Annotated in this window: 20 protein-coding genes; 11 read left to right on the plus strand and 9 right to left on the minus strand. The window is 69.4% G+C overall.

All coding sequences use genetic code 11. The features are described 5' to 3' along the window. Positions 1–63: 63 nt before the first annotated feature. The 3 genes from map to ACIA75_RS21330 all read left to right on the plus strand — a co-directional run bounded on the left by map (position 64) and on the right by ACIA75_RS21330 (position 3,236). On the plus strand, positions 64–927 hold the full coding sequence (gene map / locus ACIA75_RS21320; protein ID WP_397106506.1) for a type I methionyl aminopeptidase: 864 nt from the start codon (positions 64–66) through the stop codon (positions 925–927). Then, a complete protein-coding gene (locus tag ACIA75_RS21325; protein ID WP_397106508.1) occupies positions 924–2,564 on the plus strand; it encodes a cobyric acid synthase in 1,641 nt (546 codons plus the stop codon). Before map ends, ACIA75_RS21325 begins: the two co-directional genes overlap by 4 nt. Positions 2,565–2,672: 108 nt before the next feature. Further along, positions 2,673–3,236, plus strand: a complete 564-nt coding sequence (locus ACIA75_RS21330) for an alpha/beta hydrolase (RefSeq protein WP_397106510.1) — start codon at positions 2,673–2,675, stop codon at positions 3,234–3,236. Position 3,237: 1 nt separating this feature from the next. Here the strand turns inward: ACIA75_RS21330 and ACIA75_RS21335 are convergent, their stop codons facing one another. Then, positions 3,238–4,275: an alpha/beta hydrolase gene (locus tag ACIA75_RS21335; protein WP_397106512.1), complete on the minus strand. Its 1,038-nt coding sequence runs from the start codon at positions 4,273–4,275 to the stop codon at positions 3,238–3,240. Between the two features lie 328 nt (positions 4,276–4,603). On the opposite strand from ACIA75_RS21335, the gene mqo reads away from it, so the two are divergent. From mqo to ACIA75_RS21365, 6 genes are all read left to right on the plus strand, one after another. After that, positions 4,604–6,064: a malate dehydrogenase (quinone) gene (gene mqo / locus ACIA75_RS21340; protein ID WP_397106514.1), complete on the plus strand. Its 1,461-nt coding sequence runs from the start codon at positions 4,604–4,606 to the stop codon at positions 6,062–6,064. A gap of 125 nt (positions 6,065–6,189) precedes the next feature. Then, positions 6,190–6,639: a GNAT family N-acetyltransferase gene (locus ACIA75_RS21345; protein WP_397106515.1), complete on the plus strand. Its 450-nt coding sequence runs from the start codon at positions 6,190–6,192 to the stop codon at positions 6,637–6,639. A gap of 238 nt (positions 6,640–6,877) precedes the next feature. Continuing rightward, positions 6,878–8,890 carry a VWA domain-containing protein gene (locus ACIA75_RS21350; RefSeq protein ID WP_397106728.1) on the plus strand — a complete coding sequence of 671 codons (2,013 nt, stop codon included), beginning with the start codon at positions 6,878–6,880 and terminating at the stop codon, positions 8,888–8,890. A 48-nt stretch (positions 8,891–8,938) separates the two neighbouring features. Further along, positions 8,939–9,553, plus strand: a complete 615-nt coding sequence (gene cobO, locus ACIA75_RS21355; RefSeq protein ID WP_397106517.1) for a cob(I)yrinic acid a,c-diamide adenosyltransferase — start codon at positions 8,939–8,941, stop codon at positions 9,551–9,553. A gap of 52 nt (positions 9,554–9,605) precedes the next feature. Next, on the plus strand, positions 9,606–11,015 hold the full coding sequence (locus ACIA75_RS21360) for a cobyrinate a,c-diamide synthase (protein WP_397106519.1): 1,410 nt from the start codon (positions 9,606–9,608) through the stop codon (positions 11,013–11,015). Beyond that, positions 11,012–11,392, plus strand: coding sequence for a cobalamin biosynthesis protein (locus ACIA75_RS21365; RefSeq protein WP_397106521.1), 381 nt, complete (start codon positions 11,012–11,014; stop codon positions 11,390–11,392). The genes ACIA75_RS21360 and ACIA75_RS21365 overlap by 4 nt, the downstream gene beginning before the upstream one ends. Before the next feature lie 103 nt (positions 11,393–11,495). Here the strand turns inward: ACIA75_RS21365 and ACIA75_RS21370 are convergent, their stop codons facing one another. From ACIA75_RS21370 to ACIA75_RS21380, 3 genes are all read right to left on the minus strand, one after another. Further along, complete coding sequence (locus ACIA75_RS21370; protein WP_397106523.1) at positions 11,496–11,678, minus strand: hypothetical protein; 183 nt, start codon at positions 11,676–11,678, stop codon at positions 11,496–11,498. 132 nt (positions 11,679–11,810) lie between these two features. Beyond that, entirely contained in the window at positions 11,811–12,941 is a 1,131-nt protein-coding gene (locus tag ACIA75_RS21375; protein WP_397106525.1) for a hypothetical protein, read from the minus strand. Position 12,942: 1 nt separating this feature from the next. Then, positions 12,943–14,073: a phosphotransferase family protein gene (locus ACIA75_RS21380; RefSeq protein ID WP_397106527.1), complete on the minus strand. Its 1,131-nt coding sequence runs from the start codon at positions 14,071–14,073 to the stop codon at positions 12,943–12,945. 322 nt (positions 14,074–14,395) lie between these two features. On the opposite strand from ACIA75_RS21380, the gene ACIA75_RS21385 reads away from it, so the two are divergent. Both ACIA75_RS21385 and ACIA75_RS21390 read left to right on the plus strand, forming a co-directional pair. Next, complete coding sequence (locus ACIA75_RS21385; protein ID WP_397106529.1) at positions 14,396–15,025, plus strand: DUF305 domain-containing protein; 630 nt, start codon at positions 14,396–14,398, stop codon at positions 15,023–15,025. A 38-nt stretch (positions 15,026–15,063) separates the two neighbouring features. Next, complete coding sequence (locus ACIA75_RS21390; protein WP_397106531.1) at positions 15,064–15,474, plus strand: PPOX class F420-dependent oxidoreductase; 411 nt, start codon at positions 15,064–15,066, stop codon at positions 15,472–15,474. A gap of 125 nt (positions 15,475–15,599) precedes the next feature. Here the strand turns inward: ACIA75_RS21390 and ACIA75_RS21395 are convergent, their stop codons facing one another. The 5 genes from ACIA75_RS21395 to ehuD form a co-directional block, all read right to left on the minus strand. Continuing rightward, complete coding sequence (locus ACIA75_RS21395; protein ID WP_397106533.1) at positions 15,600–17,081, minus strand: MFS transporter; 1,482 nt, start codon at positions 17,079–17,081, stop codon at positions 15,600–15,602. Between the two features lie 6 nt (positions 17,082–17,087). Next, positions 17,088–18,359 (minus strand): uroporphyrinogen-III C-methyltransferase, encoded by a 1,272-nt coding sequence (cobA, locus tag ACIA75_RS21400; RefSeq protein WP_397106535.1) that lies wholly within the window; start codon positions 18,357–18,359, stop codon positions 17,088–17,090. A gap of 97 nt (positions 18,360–18,456) precedes the next feature. Beyond that, positions 18,457–19,200, minus strand: a complete 744-nt coding sequence (gene yaaA / locus ACIA75_RS21405; protein ID WP_397106537.1) for a peroxide stress protein YaaA — start codon at positions 19,198–19,200, stop codon at positions 18,457–18,459. Between the two features lie 164 nt (positions 19,201–19,364). Further along, positions 19,365–20,120, minus strand: a complete 756-nt coding sequence (ehuA, locus tag ACIA75_RS21410; protein WP_397106730.1) for an ectoine/hydroxyectoine ABC transporter ATP-binding protein EhuA — start codon at positions 20,118–20,120, stop codon at positions 19,365–19,367. 34 nt (positions 20,121–20,154) lie between these two features. Beyond that, a complete protein-coding gene (gene ehuD / locus ACIA75_RS21415) occupies positions 20,155–20,802 on the minus strand; it encodes an ectoine/hydroxyectoine ABC transporter permease subunit EhuD (protein ID WP_397106539.1) in 648 nt (215 codons plus the stop codon). Positions 20,803–20,853 lie beyond the last annotated feature (51 nt).

Below are 20,853 nucleotides of genomic sequence, written 5' to 3' on the forward strand. Positions count from 1 at the left end.
CGCGCGGCGGAGCCGCCGACCGTACCCGGCGGACCGCCGGCCTGCGCCGACTAGTCTGAGACCATGTCCGTGCGTACCCGCCAGCCGCTGCTCCCCGGAACCCCCACCCCCATCCGCGAGGTTCCCCGCGCCATCGAACGCCCGGAGTATGTGTGGAAGAAGACCGCCCGCGAAGGCTCCGAACCCTGGGTGCAGACTCCCGAGACCATCGAGAAGATGCGGATCGCCGGGAAGATCGCGGCTCAGGCGCTGGCCGAGGCCGGGAAGGCGGTGGCGCCCGGCATCACCACCGACGAACTGGACCGGATCGCCCACGAGTACATGTGCGACCACGGCGCCTACCCCTCGACCCTCGGCTACAAGGGTTTCCCCAAATCGTGCTGCACCTCACTGAACGAGGTGATCTGCCACGGGATCCCCGACAGCACCGTGGTCGAAGACGGTGACATCGTCAATATCGACGTCACCGCCTATATCCACGGTGTGCACGGCGATACCAACGCCACCTTCCTGGCCGGCGAGGTCGACGAAGAAGTGAAACTGCTGGTGGAACGTACCGAAGAGGCCACCATGCGGGCCATCAAGGCGGTGCGTCCCGGCCGGGCGCTCAATGTGATCGGCCGGGTGATCGAGTCGTACGCCAATCGATTCGGCTACGGCGTGGTCCGCGATTTCACCGGCCACGGCGTCGGGCCCACCTTCCACAGCGGCCTGGTGATCCTGCACTACGACCAGCCCGCGGTCGACTCCGTGATCGAACCGGGGATGACCTTCACAATCGAACCGATGATCAACCTGGGCGGGATCGACTACGAGATCTGGGACGACGGCTGGACCGTGGTCACCAAGGACCGCAAATGGACGGCGCAGTTCGAGCACACCCTGGTGGTCACCGACAGCGGGACCGAAATCCTGACGCTGCCGTGAGCAGGCCCGGCGGGGCGCTGCTGGTCGCCGGGACCACCTCCGATGCCGGTAAGAGTGTGCTGGTGGCCGGTATCTGCCGGATGTTGCGGCGGCGTGGGGTGCGGGTGGCGCCGTTCAAGGCCCAGAACATGTCGAACAATTCGGTGGTCACCCTGGACGGCGGCGAGATCGGCCGGGCCCAGGCGCTCCAGGCGCAGGCCTGTGACCTCGAGCCGAGCGTCCGGTTCAATCCCATCCTGCTCAAACCGGGTAGCGACCGGCGCTCGCAACTCGTGGTGCGCGGCCGGGTGACCGATACCGTGAGCGCCGCCGATTACATCACCCACCGCGCACGGTTGCGCGAGGTGGTGGCCACCGAGCTCGCGGCACTGCGCGCCGAATTCGATGTGGTGATCTGTGAGGGGGCCGGGTCACCCGCGGAGATCAATCTGCGGGCCACCGATCTGGCCAATATGGGCTTGGCGCGGGCGGCCGATCTGCCGGTCCTGGTGGTCGGCGATATCGACCGGGGCGGGGTGCTGGCGCATCTCTTCGGCACGCTGGCCGTCCTCGAACCCGCGGACCAGCGGCTGATCGCGGGATTCGTGATCAACAAGTTCCGCGGGGATGTGGAGCTGTTACGCCCCGGCTTGGACCAGTTGGCGGCCCTGACCGGGCGCCCTACCCTCGGCGTGCTTCCGTACCGGGACGATCTGTGGCTGGACGCCGAGGATTCGCTCGGTACCGTCGCCGGTGCCCCGGTCGGCCGTCCCGCTGCGCCGGTCGGCAGTGAATGGCTCACTGTTGCGGCGATCCGGCTGCCCCGGATCTCCAATTCGACCGACGTGGAAGCGCTCGCCTGCGAACCGGGTGTCGCGGTCCGCTGGGTGAGCGATCCGTCCCAGCTGGTGGACGCCGACCTGGTGGTCGTGCCGGGCAGCAAGGCCACCGTCGACGATCTGAACTGGTTGCGCCGCACCGGAATCGCTGAGGCGTTGAACCGGCGGGCGGTAACGGGCCGGCCCCTGCTGGGGATCTGCGGCGGCTATCAGATGCTCGGGCGCCGCATTGTGGATCCGGTGGAATCCCGGGCGGGCGAGGTCGCGGGTCTGGGCCTGCTGGATATGGATGTCGAGTTCGCGCCGCGAAAGGTCCTGTGCCGTACGACGGCGGCGGGCGCGCCGGCACACCCGGGCACCGCGGGGATCGTCGCGACCGGCTATGAGATCCATCACGGCCGGGTGCGGCGCACCGTCGAGGAGCCATGGCTGCATATCACCGGCCGGGCCGACGCGGCCGAGGGTGCGGGCGGCGCAGAGTGTGACGCCTCCGGACCTGGCGGAGGACTGGACGGACCGGGCACCGAAGGAAGCGTTCGCGGCGCCGTCTGGGGCACCCACCTGCACGGACTCCTCGAATCCGACGAGTTCCGCCGGGCCTGGCTCCCTCAGGTCGCACGTGCCGCCGGACGTACCGGTTTCATCGTCGCTCCCGGAACGCGGGTTGCGGCTGTCCGCGCCGCACAGCTGGATCTGCTCGCCGATCTGGTAGCTGAGAATCTCGAGGTGGCCCGGCTCGAGCGACTGCTGTCCGAGGGGGTTCCGGCCGGGTTACCCGTGGTTGGCTCCACGCTGGGTGCGCTCGCCCGGATCGGCTGAACCGGACGGCTGCCGGACGTCTCGAGATCGCGGCGAGACCGGGCGATCGCTGCGCTGTTCCCGGGGAGTGACCCAAAGGTTCCGATCCGCGGTGTAGCGTCAACCGGCATGGAATCTCGGCGCATCGAGGTCGGCGACCAGGGCTGGTCGGTGCGGGTGGACGGTCCGGTGACCCAGCACTGTGTGTTGCTGCTGCCCGATTCCGGCGATCCGCCGGATGTCTACGACCGGGTATGCGCGCGCCTGCACAGTTCCGATCTGCGGACCATCGTGTTCGAGAAGGCGGACGGGCTCGATCTGGCGGGGGTGTACGCGGCGCTGGACGATCTCGGTATCCCCTGGGCCAATGTCGCCGGGCGCGGTGCCGGTGCCAGTGTGGCGTGGCAGGTCTGCGCGAAGGGTTTCGGCCGGTTCGTCAGCTTGATCGTCGCCGATCGAGGGCATCCGGCGGTACCGGACGGTACCGGTGCGGTGCTGGACTCGGAGTGCCCCGCGGTCGAGCTGCCGACGACCGTCCTGGTGACGAAGAGCCTGCCCCGGTCGGTCGCCGACACCTCCGGTCGTCATGTGTACGGCGAATTCCGGGTGGTCGATCTCGACGCCGACAATGTGGCCGCGGAAGCGGATCAGGAGTTCGCCACCGAGATTGTGCTGCGCACCAGTATGTGGTGAGTCAGCCTCTCGGGCGATAGGACGCCAGCCAGTCCAGCCAGCTGTCGAGCTCCTGGAATGCCTCGGTGCGCGGGGCCTCGGCGGACAGGAACACATCGTGGCGGGCACCGTCGATCGGGACGATGGTGGTGCGGTCGCCCAGGCAACCCGACCAGCGCTGGATCTGCGCGACGTCCAGTACCGCGTCGGCCACATCGACCGCCGGACCGTACTCGCGGGCGAATTCGGTGAGCTTCGAGCGCAGCAGCAGCGCCGGAACGCCGATATCCAGACCGCGGTGCAACCGGGCCTGACCCATCCGGATCGCCCGGAGCCAGCCGATCCGCACCGGGAATCCGTCCCGGGGCTTCCAGTCGAGGTCGTAGTCCCACTCCCCGGACAGGCTGTGGTGCAGGCTGTCGCCGTAGGCGCTGGATTTGCTCAGGGGCAGGGTCGACATTGCGCGGAATCGGCCGACGGTGTTGATGAGCTGGGTGCCGACCGTGCGGAAGTAGGCCGGCCCCTGCAGATCGAACCACGGGCTGTTCAGGACCAGTCCGGAGACCGCAGCCGTCGCGCCGCCGGCGCTGCGGTTCAAGCGGTCCAGCCACAGGGGCGCCACCAGGCCGCCGGTCGAATGACCCATCACCAGAACCGGCGCCCCGGTTTCGGCGCCGATGATCCGCAGCGATTCGTTCAGTTCCCGGTCGTAGTACGCCAGATCGCCGATGAAGTGCGGAGTCTGTCCCGGTCGCAGCGACCGGCCGCATTTGCGCAGGTCCAGTGCGTAGAATCGGTGCCCGCGCGCGGTCAGGTGCTCGGCGACGTGCCGCTGGAAGAAATAGTCGGTGAAACCGTGCAGGTACAGGACCGCGCCGGCCGGGGCGGGCGCGGCAGGGTCGGGCAGATGGCGAACCAGGGTGGCGACGATATCGCCCTCGCCGTCGGGATCGTCGCCCAGATCCAGGGTGCGGTATTCGTAGCCGTCACCGAGTACATCGGGCTGCCAGGTGCCGGTCCCACCCGGCGCGCTCGTACCGGCCGGGGATTCGTTCGTCACGGCATCCAATCTAGGTGACATCGGACGCACCGGGGCAAGCTCGGTGGTCGCGCGGGGAAGGAATCTACGTCACAATCGCCGCCCTGGCTGCGGATTCCGCGCGTGCCGAGGTGCACAATTGGCAGTAGTGAACGACGGGTAACCTACATTCGGCCGAGCCCGAGGGCTCATCGCCGCCCGTACACAACTGCACATGCACCCGTGCCCCAGCGGGTCACATCCCGGTCGGGAATGTGTGCCCCGCGCACCAGGACAAGGAAGTCGAACACCCGTGCCGAACGCTGCCCAGACTGAAAAGACCGATGTAGTCCTCATCGGTGCCGGCATCATGAGCGCCACCCTCGGAGCGCTGCTGCGTCAGCTGCAGCCGGACTGGTCGATCTCGGTGTTCGAACGGCTGGACGCCGCCGCGGCCGAGAGTAGCGACCCCTGGAACAACGCCGGTACCGGCCACTCGGCACTGTGTGAACTCAACTACAGCCCGCAGAAACCGGACGGCTCGGTCGATATCGGCAAGGCGGTCGATATCAACGAGCGGTTCCAGGTTTCGCGCCAGTTCTGGGCCTACGGTGTCGAGAACGGGATCCTGAGCAACCCGTCCCGGTTCATCAACCCCATCCCGCACGTGAGCTTTGTGCACGGTGCCGCCGATGTGGAGTACCTGCGCAAGCGCTACGAGGCGCTGGCCCGGCACCCGCTGTTCGCCGGAATGCAGTACATCGACAGCCCCGACGAATTCGCCCGGCGGCTGCCGCTGATGGCCCGGGGCCGCGATTTCTCCGATCCCATCGCCCTCAACTGGACCGACGGTGGGACCGATATCGATTTCGGTTCGCTCACCAAGGAACTGCTTGCCTACATCGGTGCCTCCGGCGGCGAGATCGCGTTCGGTAACGAGGTCCGCAACCTGAGCAAACAGCGCGACGGCAGCTGGAAGGTGACGGTGCGCAATACCCGCACCGGCCGCACCAGGACCCTGATCAGCAAGTTCGTCTTCGTCGGCGCCGGTGGCGGTGCGCTGCCGCTGCTGCAGAAATCGGGGATCAAGGAGATCAGCGGTTTCGCCGGGTTCCCGGTCTCGGGTCAGTTCCTGCGCTGTACGAATCCCGAACTGGTCGGCAAGCACGAGGCCAAGGTGTACGGCAAGGCCGCTGTCGGGGCGCCGCCGATGTCGGTGCCGCATCTCGACACCCGGGTCATCAACGGTAAGCCGGGGCTGCTCTTCGGACCCTACGCCGGCTGGACCCCGAAGTTCCTCAAGGACGGCAGCAACGCCGATCTGTTCAAGTCGATCAAACCCGGCAACCTGGCCCCGATGCTCGGTGTCGGTGTCACCGAGCTGGGCCTGGTCAAATACCTGGTCACCGAGCTGATGAAATCGCAGACCGGCCGGGTGTACACGATGGAGGAGTTCATCCCGCGCGCCGAGGGCACCGATTGGGAGCTCATCACCGCCGGGCAGCGCGTGCAGGTGATCCGGCGTAAGGGCGCCGGTGGTGTGCTCGAACTGGGTACCGCCGTCATCGCCGCCCAGGACGGGTCCATCGCCGGACTGCTGGGCGCCTCGCCGGGTGCCTCGACCTGTGTGACCGCGATGCTGGATGTGCTAGAGCGCTGCTTCCCGGCCGAGTACGCGTCCTGGACGCCGAAGCTGAAGGAAATGGTGCCCTCGCTGGGCGTGAAGCTGTCGGAGAACCAGGGTCTGTTCGCCGAGGTCTGGGACTGGACCGGAAAAGCCTTGCAGCTCACCGGTGCCGGCGCGCACGCGACCGTAGCCGCGGGCGCCTGATCGGGAACTCTCAGCGCCCACGGGGGACCTTTCCCCGTGGGCGGTGCACGGCTGTCCGCGCACCTGCCGCCACCGGCTACAGGCGTTCGCGTGCATCTTGCGCCCAGGTGTGATAGCAAGGCGCGATGATGTCTACGGTTGCCCTCCGACGGTCATGGGCGCAGGATCTCGACACCCCGACCCTGTACGAGCTGCTGAAGCTGCGTGTCGAAGTGTTCGTGGTCGAGCAGAAATGCGCGTACCCGGAGCTCGACGGCCAGGATCTGCTGCCGGAGACCCGGCACCTGTGGCTCGACGACGAGGGCGTGGTCATTGCCACGCTGCGGTTGCTCGAGGAACACGACGACGGAGTGAAATCTTTCCGGATCGGACGTCTGTGCACCGCCGTGGAGGCCCGCGGGCACGGCTACACGACCCGGCTGCTGCAGGCCGCGCTCGCCGAGACCGGGTCGCATACGGTCCGGTTGAACGCGCAGACCTACCTGATCGATCTGTACACCAAGCACGGGTTCGAGGTCGACGGGGAAGAGTTCATCGAGGACGGGGTCGCCCACGTTCCGATGCGCCGCGGGTAGCGGTCCGGAGCGTATCGCCGTCGGTGCGGCGAACGTCCGGGCCGATTGTCCGTGCCGTTCCGGCGGAGCGTGCTGAGAATGGCCACCCCGCCGGATCGGACCGATTTGCCGTGGGGCCGGGTGCGCCGGTTCCGGCCCCATGCGTGGTCCGTCCATCCGGTGCCGTGCCGACGGACCGGTAGGGGCGGCCGAGACGCTGACGGCCACGTCCTAGAGTGGGGCCGTGTCCCACACCGAAATCGCCCGGCCCGCTTCTCGCTCGCTCGCGCCTGCCGGTGGGGAGGGTGAGCCCGGCTTCCCGTTCTCCGCGGTGATCGGTCAGGAACAGTTACAGCTCGCGCTGATCCTGTGTGCCGTCCATCCCGGTATCGGCGGGGTGCTGGTGCGCGGCGAGAAAGGTACCGCGAAATCGACGGTGGTGCGCGCGCTGGCGCGGCTGCTCCCGCCCGTGGTGGACGAATCGGGCGCGCGCCCGGCGCGGCTGGTGGAACTGCCGGTCGGTGCGACGGAGGACCGGGTGGTCGGCTCGATCGATCTGGAGCGGGTCCTGCGCGACGGTGAGCAGGCGTTCCGTCCCGGTCTGCTCGCCGCGGCCCATCACGGTGTGCTGTACGTGGACGAGGTCAATCTGCTGCACGACCACCTCGTCGATGTGCTGCTGGACGCGGCGGCGATGGGGCGGGTGCATATCGAACGCGACGGCGTCTCCCATTCCCACCCGGCCCGGTTCGTCCTGGTCGGCACCATGAATCCGGAAGAGGGCGAACTTCGCCCGCAGCTGCTCGACCGTTTCGGCCTGACCGTGGATGTCACCGCCTCCCGCGAGGTGGATGTGCGAATGGCCGTGGTGCGGCGGCGGCTCGACTACGAGGCCGACCCCGCGGGTTTCGCCGCTGCCTACGCTCCCGCGGATGCCGAGATCGCCGACCGCATCCTCATCGCGCGGGACCGGCTGCCGGGGACCGCACTCGACGATGTGGAGTTGCGCCGGATCGCCGCGGTCTGCGCGTCCTTCGACGTCGACGGGATGCGCGCGGACCTGGTGGTCGCCCGGACCGCCACCGCCCACGCCGCCTGGTGCGGGCGGGACGCGGTGACCGCGGAGGATGTGCGGATCGCGGCCGAGCTGGCGCTGCCGCACCGCCGCCGCCGGGACCCGTTCGACGAACCGGGCATCACCGCCGAACAGCTGGACGAGGCGATGCGCGACGCGGCCGAACAGGCCGGTGACGGCGCCGCCGAACAGACGGGAGGTCAGGACGAATCCCCGGCCGGCGAGCAGCCGAGCGGATCGGACACCGGTGACGGGTCCCCGCCGCCCGACGATGACCCCGACGGCCCCGGTGGCGGTGCGGGCCGGCCGGAGGAGGGTTCCGGCGAGAAGGCCGGGAACTCCGGCGGCCCGTCCGGTACCGGGCAGACCTCGGCCCCGGTCGCGGCGCCGGTGCGACCGCCGCGCTGGGAGGTAGCCGGTCTGGGCGAGGGCGCCCCCGGCCGTCGCTCGCGCGCCCGCACCCGGCAGGGCCGGGTCGTCAACGCGACCGCCGACCTGGCCGGTGGCCTCCACCTGCTCGGCACATTGCAGGCCGCGGCACCACAGCAGTGGGCCCGCGGCCGCCGTACCGGACCGCTGCGGCTGGCCGCACCGGACTTGCGGGGCGCGTACCGGGAAGGGCGCGAAGGCAATCTGGTCGTGTTCGTGGTGGACACCTCCGGCTCCATGGCAGCCCGCGATCGGCTGTCGGCGGTGACCGGGGCGGTGCTCACCCTGCTGCGTGACGCCTACCAGCGGCGCGACAAGGTCGCGGTGATCTCGGTCCGCGGGAGCGAGGCCGAACTGGTGCTGCCGCCGACCTCGTCGACCGATATCGCGGTCCGCCGGCTCAGCGGGCTGCGCACCGGCGGGAAGACTCCGCTCGCCGCGGGTTTGCAGAAGGCCCGCGAGGTGGTGCGCCGGGAACGGGTCCGCGATCCCCGGCGCCGTCCCATGCTGGTGCTGCTCACCGATGGGCGGGCCACCGGCGGCACCGACCCGGTCCGGCGGGCCCGGGCGGGCGCGGACCGGCTGGCCCGCGACGGTGTCACCTCGATCGTCGTCGACTGCGAACGCGGCCTGGTCCGGCTCGGCCTGGCGGCCGAACTGGCGGCGGCGCTGCGCGGCACGATGGTCCGGCTCACCGAGCTGACCGGTTCGGCGGTGGCCGATGCGGTCCGGGCCGGTACCCCGGGAGCACACACCCGGGCGGCGTAATCTGTCGCCGCCGATCGACCGCGAATCCGAGGAAACCGAGGAGATCCCATGCCCCAAGGGGTGCCGGAGAATGTGCCCGACGACGGGCTCACCACACGTCAGCGGCGCAATCAGCCGGTGCTCGCCGTCCATACGGGTCCGGGCAAAGGCAAGTCCACCGCGGCGTTCGGAATGGCGTTGCGGGCCTGGAACCAGGGTTTCGATCTCGCGGTCTTCCAGTTCGTGAAAAGCGCCAAATGGAAGGTCGGTGAGGAGGCGGTCTTCCGCGAGCTGGGCCGGCTGCACGAGGACACCGGGGCGGGTGCGCCGGTGCAGTGGCACAAGATGGGTGAGGGCTGGTCGTGGAGCCGCAAAGCCGGCACCGAAACCGATCATGCCGCCGCCGCGCTCGCCGGGTGGCAGGAGATCGCGCGCCGCTTACAGGCCGAGGAACACCGGTTCTACGTCCTGGACGAGTTCACCTACCCGCTGAAATGGGGCTGGGTCGACGTGGACGAGGTGGTCGAAACCCTGCGGCTACGACCCGGGAACCAGCATGTCGTGGTGACCGGGCGGGATGCCCCACCGGCGTTGATCGAGGCCGCCGACCTGGTCACGGAGATGACGAAGGTGCGCCACCCTATGGACGCCGGTCGTAAAGGGCAGCGAGGTATCGAATGGTGACGTGTGCCGGCGGATGGTCCACCCCGGGGCGCGGGCCCGCGGGTATGCCGCGATGAGTACCGGGGCCGCCGGGGTCGTGCTGGCCGCACCGGCCTCGGGCAGCGGTAAGACCACCGTGGCGACCGGATTGATCGGCGCCCTGCGCCGGGCCGGGCACCGGGTCGCCCCGTTCAAAGTGGGGCCGGACTACATCGACCCCGGCTACCACGGTCTGGCCGCCGGACGACCGGGCCGCAACCTCGACCCGGTACTGGTCGGGCGGGACCGGATCGCACCCCTGTACCGCCATGGGTCCCGCGACTGTGATCTCGCGGTGGTCGAAGGGGTGATGGGCCTGTTCGACGGCCGGATCGATGACCGGTCCGCCGATCCGGTCGCCGAGGGTTCCACGGCTCAGGTCGCCGGCCTGCTCGGCCTGCCGGTGATCCTGGTCGTGGACGCGCGCGGGCACAGTCAGAGCCTGGCCGCGCTGCTGCACGGTTTCGCCACGTTCGATGCCGGGGTCCGGCTGGGCGGTGTCATCCTGAACCGGGTGGGCAGCGAACGCCACGAACAGGTGCTCCGCGCCGCCTGCGACCGGGTCGGGCTTCCCGTCCTCGGCGCCCTGCCGCGGCTGGCCGAGCTCGAGGTCCCGTCCCGGCATCTCGGCCTGATCCCGGCGGTCGAGCACGGCAGCGCGGCGAGGCGCGCGGTCGACGCCATGACCGACCTGGTCGCCCGCCATATCGACCTGCCCGCCGTCGCCGCCTCGGCCGTATCGCCGGGACCCGGCACCGTATGGGACGCCGCCGGGGAGTCGGTGGGGGGCGAAACCACCGCGAGCGACCCGGATCCGGTGATCGCGATGGCCGGTGGGCCCGCGTTCACCTTCGGCTACGCCGAGCACCGGGAGTTGCTCACCGCGGCGGGCGCCGAGGTCGTCGTCTTCGATCCGCTGCACGATCCGCTGCCGGCCGGTGCCGCCGGACTGGTGCTGCCGGGTGGATTCCCCGAAGAGCACGCGGAAGCGCTGGCCGCCAACGCTGTCCTGCGGTCCGCGGTGGCCGCGCAGGCCCGGCAGGGAATGCCGGTGCACGCCGAATGCGCCGGCCTGCTGTACCTCACCGAGTCCCTGGACGGCCATCCGATGGCCGGGGTCCTCGACGCCGTCGCCGAATTCGGTCCCCGCCTGACTCTGGGCTACCGCGAGGCCGTCGCGCTGGCCGATTCCCCGCTGTGGCGGGCCGGGGAACGGGTGTTCGGCCACGAATTCCACCGGACCCGGCTTGTCACGCCGGGCACCCGGCCCCCGGCCTGGGGGTGGCATACCGGTCAGGGACAGGTCCGTGAAGGCGCGCTCGTACACCAGGTACACGCGTCCTATCTGCACACCCATCCCGCGGGGAACCCGGCCGCGGTACACCGTTTCGTCGTCGCCGCCCGCGTCCACCGGCAGGCGCGGACCGCCGCACCTGCCCGGTGACCTCCCCGGACTCGGCGCCCCCGGCCCGACTGGCTGTCGGCCTCGGCATGCGACCCGGCCTGCCCGCCGACCGCATCCTGGCGGCGCTGGCGGCGGCGTTGCCGGATGCGCACATCGCCTGCCTGGCAACGCTCGACCGCCGCGCCGAAGAGCCGGGACTATGCCGGGCCGCCGCGGCACTGAGGGTTCCGCTGCACGGTTTCCCGGCCGATCAGCTCGCGACAGTACGAGTGCCGAACCCCTCCGAGCGCGTGGCTGCGGCGCTCGGCATACCGGGTGTGGCCGAAGCCGCGGCACTGCTGGCCGGCAACGGTGCCTTGATCGTGCCGCGGCGGGTGGTATCGGGAGTGGTGATCGCAGCGGCCGCTGTGGGCTGAAGGTTCGGTGCCGGTGCCGTCCCGGCGGTACGCACGAGGACTCGCGCCGTCGGCGCGGCAACTGCCGCGGCACTGTCGTGTTCGGCTCGATGGGTGCGGCTGCTCACCATAATCGGGAGGCGAGCCATATTTCGGTCACGATCCGGCCTCGTCGGCCGAACGCCATGGCGACCTGGTCCGGCTGACCGTCGATGTCGAGCAGAGCGACAGCCCCGTGATCGAACTGCCGGGCACGGAACTCCGAGGGCTCCTTGTCAGAGCCGAGGGTGACCTGGTCGATTTCCATGCGCTGGCAGCCGATTGGGCCGCCCGGCAACTACCCGACTACGCGTCCCCGGTTACGGCCGCCCTCCTGCGCGTCCTACGCCTGGGCCCGCCCGGGGAGAGCCCGCCGGCTCGGGCCGACCCCCCTTGAGCGTCAGGGCGCTACCGAGAGCAGGTCAGCGAAACCGGAGGGGTCGTGGCGGCCGATGCTGGCGTGTTCGAACAGGCCCCAGCCTTCGGCGTCACCGCAGCGGGCGTGGGCGATATGGTCGGTGACGCCCCACGGGATACGGCCGGCGATGGCCGGGTCGGTGAGGTCGTATCGGTCGGCCGACGACCAGTCGCGTCCCTTCCACTGGCCGTGCTGCCAGTCGGGGTCGCCGCCGTAGCCGCAGCCGATGTGCAGCGGTATTCCGGTGACCGTGCGGATATCGATGGTCAGCGGTTTCCCGTCGGGCGTGCGCAGTTCCAGGCTCGCGGCCGCCGGATGGCGCGTCCCGGACAGGTAGTCGATGGTGATCCGCGGCCAGCCCAGCTGCTCGACCGAACCGTCCGGGAATACCCGGACCGCGTCGTTGAGGGTGCGGTAGCCGTCGGGGTTCTCCTGGATGATCACCACGATCGCGAAATCGTCGAATCGCAGCGGTACGTACAGCCACCAGAAACCGCCGGCGCTCTCGGCCGCGGCCCGGCCCGCCGGCTCGGCCTCGCCGACCGGGCGGATACCCCAGGACCGGTCCCGCGTTCCCAGCCACGACTCCGGGGCGACCGCGATATCCTCGCCGCCGACCGAGATCGTCCCCGCCCAGGAGCCGACCTGCGCGAAACGCGAGGCATCGAGCGTCGGGCGGTTCCCGGCCAGCATCACATGCGGCTGTTCCTGCACCGCCGGGAACGAGCCGGTCCAGGTGAGGTCCAGGCCGAGCTCGTCGTGGTCGCAGACGACCCGGATCCGGCGCAGCGGTTCCACCACTTCGATCCGGTACCCGCCCACCGCCATATCCAGGCCGCGGTCGGTGAGCGCGTCGGAGAAACGCACCGTGGTGATCTCGTCACCGCGGCGCAGCGCCGCATAGGCATCGGTGACACCGAGATTCGGGTACACGCCGAAGCCGGTGACCAGCATGATCGCGCCGTCCCGGTTGTGCGCGTTGAGATAGCTGCGGTCGTAGAAGTTGCGGTCGCTGGTTGCCGCCCGGTTGATCGGCAGCGGGGTCTGGTGGATCGGATATTCGTCCAGCGGTCCGGGAGCCGAAGCCGGTGTGTGCGCGGTGGTTTCGCTCATATCAGTCCCATCCGTAGGTGCCGTCGAGCATGGCTTCCAGGGTGGCGCGGTGCATGATGTAGTCGTCGCGGTCCGCGGGGGCGGTGTCCTCGCCCATATGGATCATCCGGCGTTTGATCCGGGCCATCACGATCGCGTGGCGCAGGGCCGCATAGGTCAGGTGGAAGTCCAGGTTCCGCACGGTGTGACCGCTGAACTGTTCATACCGGGCGACCACCGCGTCGCGGCGCAGGAAATCGGGCAGCCCGGGCATATCGAAACCGGTGGCGATGTCCTGGAAGAAGCGGTGCAGGAAGATCATCCAGGCCAGGTCCAGTTCGCGGGGGCCCAGTGCGGCCATCTCCCAGTCCAGGACCGCGATCGGCGTGCAGCCGTCGTAGATGATATTGCCGGGCCGGGCATCGCCCCAGCTCAGGACATCCGGGCCGGGGTCGTCGGGAAAGTTGCGCTCGAGCCAGTCGAAAGCCCGCTCGATCAACGGGATCTCGAATCCGTCGTCCGCCAGTGCCCACTGATACCAGTCCCGCTGGGCGGTGAGGTGCCGGCGCAGTGCGGACCCGGGACCGGCCAACTCCGGAAAGCGGCGGGCGGGTTCGGTGATCGCGTGGATCCGGGCGAGGATATCGAGGGTGTTGCGGGTCAGTTCGTCCCGTTCGGCGACCGTGGCGTCGTACAACCAGCCCGCGAACACATACGGCGGGTTGTCCTCGGGGATCCTCCCGGCCACCCGGTCCATCACGAAGAACGGCGCGCCGCAGACGCCGCTGTCGGTTTCCAGCCAGTGCAGTCGCGGTACCGGCACATCGGTGTGGGCGGCGATTTCGCTGATGATCCGGTATTGCAAGGGCAGATCGTAGTCCTGGAACACCGGGAAGGCGTCCGCCTCCGGCTCCATCCGCGCGACGTAGGAGCCTTGCCGTGGTGCACCGCCGACCTTCCACTGCGCGTCGAACAGCACCGACGCGCTGGACAGCCCACCGGACTGCGGCCGGCTCAGCGCGGTGATCACCGGCGGTTCGTCGGCCGCCACCCGCGTCTGCAGCCAGCCGGTGAGTTGTCCGGCGAGCATGTCCAGATCGCGTGCACTGGTGGTGAGCTGCATATGTTCGGTGGGGTCTATCTCGTCGGGCATCGTCGTCCTCCTGCCGCCATCGGCCACGGTCCGCGGGCGGACTCGGGCAGCGCTCGAGTGCTGGTGGCAAGGGGGAATTCCGGCCGCCCGCGTGCCGCAGACTGTAACGCGTTTCAGTCCGAGGGGGAGACGATTCGGCCGATCCCCGGGCCGCCGGATCCTCGTTATCGCCACACGTCCGGGGTGCGCCGACCATAATCCCCAGCACGGCGGGGTACCGAGACCGGCCGGATCCACGCAGGAGGTAGTGAATGGAGTCGACCTGTCGCAGGTATCCGGACCCGATAGCCGGACCTACCGGTGGGCGATCCCGAGGCCGGTCGTGAAACGCGTCCGTGAGGGGTTCGCCTACGCCGCTGCGGCCGTTCTGCTCCTGGTTCTCGGCGCCGCGATACGCCCGCTGTTCACCGACGACCCGGCGCCCCCGGAAATACTGTCGGCCGCCGAGCTGGGATTCGTCCAGGACATGGCCACCCACCACCATCAGGCATTGATCATGGTGCAGCGCCTCGATCCCGGTGTCACGCCCGCCGTCCGGCAGCTGGCCCAGCAGATCGACGACACCCAGCGATCCGAAATCGGTACGCTGCTGGGCTGGCTGCGGCTGGCCGGAGCCTCGCCGGCCAACCCGGACCCGATGGGCTGGATGCCCGAACGGTCCCACGGTGGCCACGCCGCGCACGACCCGCAATCCGCAACCATGCCCGGTATGGCCACCCGGGAGCAGCTCGACGCCCTGTCCGCGGCCCGTGGCAACGACGCGGCCGTGCTGTTCCTGACGCTCATGGACAGCCACCATCAAGGGGGTATCGCCATGGCCCGGGTAGCCGACGCGATGCTCACCGGGGGAGTCGTGAAACAGGTCGCCCGCGAGATGATCAGCGCACAAACTCAGGAATCGGGTCTGATGGCCCTGCTGCTGGCGCAACTCGAAGCGGCCCAGCCCGGCTGAGCGGAATGAACCCGCGGCGCAAGCGGTTGCGGATGATCATGAGTGCGATCCAGCTGTCCGACACCTTGAAGAAGTACATCGATGAGAACCGGTTGTTCGTCACCGTGGCCACTGTCGGCCGGGACGGGCACCCGCATCTGACTGTCACCTGGCTCGATCGCGACGGCGACGAACTGCTCTACTCCACCACCACCGATCGGGTCCAGGGCAAGAACTTGGCCCGCGACCCCCGGATCTCGGTCCTGATCACACCGCCGGACAATCCGTACGTCTACGCCGAGGTCAAGGGCACCGCCACCCTGACACCGGACCCCGAACTGCTTCTCGGTAACCGTATCTCGCGAAAGTACACCGGCAAGGACTATGCCGACTTTAATCCGGATGCTGTGAACGACGGCCCCCGCGTGATGGTCCGGATCACTCCCACCAAGGTCACCGGACGGTTGTGAAACCGGAAGGTCGCGGCGCCCGGCAGAGCAGCGAATCCGAATTCGGCGGGCGTGAACACCGGTGTGCCCGGCCCTGAGGCAGAGCGCCTGACTCAGTTCCGGGCGGCGGGTGGCGCGGCCGGAGATCAGGCGGCCTGGGCCTCGTCCTGGGCGTGCTGGGCGCGGGCCACTTCCGCGGCGGTGTAGCGCAGGGTCAGCGCGATCAGGCCGACGAGCAGCGCGCCGCAGGCGGCCACGAACATGGCCAGGGTGTACCCGTCGCCGAGGGCGGTGATCTCGGCGGGAGTCATCTGGGCGGGTTTGCCGTCGGTGCCGCCCTCGGACAGGGTCCGGGAGGCGGCCAGCGGGGTGAGGACGCCGATGGCGATCGGGGTGCCGAGGTTGAGGAACATCTGGCCGATCGCCGACAACGGGCCGATCTCGTCCGGTGGGACCCCGACCAGGACGCACAGCGGGATCAGCACCATGGCGACGCCGATCCCGAAACCGATCACCAGGAACAGCGGCAGCAGGGTGGTCCAGTAGCCGACGCCGCCGTCCAGCGTCGAGCCGTAACCCAGCCCGGCCACCAGCACCACCGCCGCGCCCACCAGCAGCCAGCGAGGCGCGATATGCAGCGCCAGGCGGGTGGCGATCGCGCTGCCGACACCGACGCCGACGGTGAACGGGATGAACGATATACCGGCCACCAGTGGGCTGTAGCCCACCACGTTCTGGACGAACAGGCCCGCGAAATAGGTGGTGGCGCCCAGGATGCCGCTGGCGAGCAGGATCACCACGAAGGTGGCGACGCGGTCGCGGCTGTCGAACAGCGTCCACGGCAGCAGTGGGTTGTCCACCGAACGTTCCGCGAGAACGAAAACCGGCAGCAGCACCGCGCCGGCGATCAACGTCCCGTAGACCAGCGGATCGCCCCAGCCGAGTTCCGGTCCCTCGGTGGCACCCCAGACGATGAGGGCGCACGCCAAGGTGCCGAGGAAAGCGCCGCGCACATCCAGCGTGAGACGGTGATGGCCGGTATCGCGCAGCGCGACCAGTGCGCCGATCACGATGAGCGCGCCGATCGGCACATTGATCAGGAAGATCCACCGCCAGCTCGCCTCGGTGAGCGCCCCGCCGATCACCAGCCCGCCGACCGAGCCCAGCGCGACCATGGATCCGAAGATGGCGAAGGCCTGGTTGCGTACCTTCCCGGGCGCGAATGTGCTTGCGACCAATGCGAACGCGGTGGGGGCGGCGAGCGCGGCGCCCGTGCCCTGGAAGGCGCGCGCGGCGACGAGCATCTGCTCGCTCTGCGCCAGCCCGCACAGCATCGAGGCCAGCGTGAACAAGCCGACCCCGAGCACGAACATGCGCCGGCGGCCGAAGGAGTCGCCGATCCGGCCGCCGAGGAGCATCAGTCCCGCGAAAGGCAGACCGTAGGCAGTGATGGTCCAGGCGCTGCCCGAACTGGACAGGCCCATTTCCTCCTGCAGCCGCGGCAGTGCCAGGATCACGACGGTGCCGTCCAGCACCACCATCAGCTGTAACCCGCTCAGCACGAGAATGGCGAGACCGAACGCTCGCTTCGTCACGGGATACTGCACAGCTGGGGGGTTATCGAGCACAGTGGGTCACTGTAACCGACCGGTAGCGTCGGCGACGGGGGCGGCGGTGAACCCGGCCGTGGGCCCGATCACAACGATCGCGGGCGGCCGGATGCCCTCGTCGCGGACGCGTTCGGCGACGTCCGCGAGCGTCGCCCGCAGAACCCGCTGGCCACGCAGCGTGCCCTCCTGGATCACCGTCGCGGGGGTATCGGCTGGGCGGCCGCCCTCGCGCAGCACGGTCGCGAACTGCGCTATCCGCTCCACCGCCATCATGAGAACGAGAGTGCCGCGCAGGCGCGCCAGGGCGGGCCAGTCGACCAGCGAATCCGGATGGTCCGGCGGAATATGCCCGCTGACCACCACGAACTCATGGGTCACGCCGCGATGGGTGACCGGGATACCGGCGGCGGCCGGGACCGAGATCGGACTCGTCACGCCCGGGACCACGGTCACCGGCACGCCGGCCTCGACGCAGGCCTCGAGTTCTTCGTACCCGCGTCCGAAGACATAGGGGTCGCCGCCCTTGAGCCGGACCACGAATTTGCCCGCCCGTGCGCCTTCGACGAGCGCCGTATTGATCGCGTCCTGTGCCATCGCGCGCCCATAGGGGATCTTGGCCGCGTCCACGACCTCCACATCCGGGCCGAGTTCGGCGAGGAGTTCCGGCGGGGCCAGCCGGTCGGCGACCACCAGATCGGCGCGGGCCAGCAGCCGCCGGCCCCGCACGGTGATCAGATCCGGATCGCCGGGCCCGCCGCCGACCAGTGCGACGCCGGGCGTCATCGGGGTCGCGTCGTCGGTCACGACACCCGACTGCAGTGCTTCCAGCAGTGCGGTACGGACGGCCGCCGAACGCCGGTGCCGGCCGCCGGCGAGCACCCCCAGGGTCATGCCGTCGTAGCGGGCGGTCGCGGGGGTGACCGCGGTACCGGATTGTGCGTGATCGGCGCGTACACAGAAGACCCGGCGTCGCGTCGCCTCGGCGACGACGGCGGCATTGGTCTCCGGTTCGTCGGTGCAGGCGATCGCGTACCAGGCGCCGTCGAGATCACCATCGGCGTAATCGCGCAGCGTGAGTGAGATCTGCCCGCCGGTGGCCATACCCTCGACCGCGGGCGTGGCCTCCCGGGTGATCACTTCCACGGCGGCGCCGGAGGCGATGAGCAGGCCCAGCCGCCGCTGCGCCACGGTGCCGCCCCCGACGACAACGACCCGCCGGCCGTTCAGATCGAGTCCCACCAGGTAGTTCGAATCCCCGGAGGACAGGTTGTCGGTATCGGCTGACGTGTTCGGCACAAGGTGCGAGCCTACGTCCCGGGAACCGGATCGCCGCAGCCGCCCGCCGGAGCGGTCGCGGGCAGAGTGGTGGGGCCTCGTCCCCGGCCTGCCCGAGTTATGTGAGGACGATCAGCTCGCTGTCGGACGCGACTTCGGTGCGCAGCCCCGCCTTCCGGGCGACCCGGGCGAGCGCCCGGATATCGGTGGGCTCGGCCCGGGTCAGGACCAGAGCGCGGGCCAGCAGGCCCTTGTGGTGTTTGTTGAAGTGACTGACCACCGTGCGCGACCCGTCGTCGTGTTCGGTCAGCACGGTCGCGGCGACCGCGCCCGGGACCCGGCCGAGCTGCTGGTAGGTGCCCGACCGCAGGTCCACCACCAGCTCGCCGGCGGTTGCCTCGGCCAATGCCGGTCCCAGACTGTCCCGCCAGACCGCGGCCAGCGTCGGGCGGCCGGGCAATTTCGATCCGCCCGACAGCCGGTAGGCCGGGATCGGGTCGCCCGCCCGGACCACGCCGAACAGCGCCGAACCGATCGCGAGCCGCGCCTCGGCTTTGGCGCGCTGCGCCCGGGTGAACGCCGCGGCGTCCAGTGCGTCGTAGAGGACGCCGGTGTAGCGCTCCAAGGCGGGCCGGGTGGGCGAGCTGCGCAGGGCGGCGTTGCGCGCCAGCTCGGGTTCGGCGTTCTTGCCGAGACCGAGCGCTACGCGGGCCGCGTCCGGATCGCCGGCCAGTTTCACCAGCTCGTCGACCAGCTCGTCGCGGATCCCGGTGAGCGATTCGAAAGCCAGCGCATCCAGGTCGAGCGGGCCGCCGGCACCGCCGTCGGATTTGGTTTCGGAAGGGGGCAACAGCACCAGCACGAGCGGTTACGGTACCGGTCGCCCGTGTCCGCCGCGGAGTCACCGGTGGGCGGGCCCCTATCTCCCCAACGCACCGAGTGCACGATCCGGGTGAGCGGAGGGCTCGGGCGACCGAGTGCGCAGCCGGCCCCGAACCCGGCTCAGCCGACGGTCCCGGAACGAGTTCAGCGGACGGCTTCGAGGAACTCCCGGGTGCGTTCGTGAACGGGTGCGTTGAAGATCTGGTCCGGCGGACCCTCCTCGAGGATCCGGCCGTGATCGAACATCAGCACCCGATCGGAGACATCGCGGGCGAATCCCATCTCGTGCGTGACGATGAGCATGGTGATATCGGTGGTTTCGGCGAGTTCACGCAGGACATCGAGCACCCCGCCCACCAATTCCGGGTCGAGAGCGGAGGTCACCTCGTCGAGCAGCATGACCTTCGGGTCCATGGCACAACAGCGCGCGATCGCGACCCGCTGCTGCTGCCCACCCGACAACTGCGACGGATGTGCCTTCGCCTTGTCCGACAACCCGACCATCTCGAGCAGGTCCATGGCCCGCCGGTTCGCTTCGTCGCGGGATTTGCCCAGTACGTGGATCGGCGCCTCGGTGATGTTCTCCAGGACGTTCATATTGGGGAACAGATTGAACTGCTGGAAAACCATCCCGACCTGTTTGCGCACCTCCCGGAGATGTTTCTCGCGGGCGGGCACCAGTTTGGTGCCGCGCTGTTCGTGCGTGAGCAGCTCACCGTCGACCCGGATAGTGCCGCTGCTCACGGTTTCCAGGGTCATCAGCAGGCGCAGGATGGTGGTCTTCCCGGAACCCGACGGGCCGATCAGGGTCACCTTCTCGCCGCGCTGGACGGTGAAGTCGAGCTGGTCGAGCACCGTCAGGTCGCCGAAGCGTTTGACCACGCCGTCGAATTCGATCATCGGCCGCGTGGGTGCGTCGCCGGCGGGCTCCGGATCAGTAGTAGGCAAGTCGCTTCTCCAGTCTTCTGATCAGCACGGAGGTCGGATAACTGGCCACCAGGAAGAACACGCCGGCCAAGGTCATCGCCTCGAGATATGCGTAATTACGTCCCCCGAATTGCTCTGCGGCGGTAACCAGCTCGACCACCGTGATGGCGAACAGGAACGGGGTGTCCTTGAACATCGACACCGCGTTGGTGCCGAGGGCGGGCACACTGGCCCGGATCGCCTGCGGCAGGACCACCGCCCGCCAGGTGCGCACCGGGGGCAGCGACAGCGCCCGCGCGGCCTCCCACTGGCCCGGCGGTACCGATTCGATTCCGGCCCGGTACACCTCCGCCAGATATCCGGCGTAGTGGATACCGAGTACCACGACCCCGATCTGCAGGGCCGAGAACTGCGGCAGCAGTGCATAGGCGAAGAGCAGCTGCACGACCAGCGGGGTGAACCGGATGAATTCACTCACCGCGTGCACCGGTACGGCGATCCAGCGAGGCAGCGAACGCCGGATGATCGCGACAGCGAGCCCGAGGACCGCGGCGATCGCGAAACCGAGCACCGTCGCCAGCAGAGTGATCTTGAACCCGTCCCACAGGACAGGCAGCGCATCAGCCGCCCGTTCCCAACTCCATTCCACCGTCACGGTGCCACCTTTCCACCAGGTACATGCGGTCGGCGGAGGCCGGAGCGAAGG

Origin of the sequence: Nocardia sp. NPDC051750 (assembly GCF_044453135.1) — a bacterium.
Taxonomy (GTDB): domain Bacteria; phylum Actinomycetota; class Actinomycetes; order Mycobacteriales; family Mycobacteriaceae; genus Nocardia.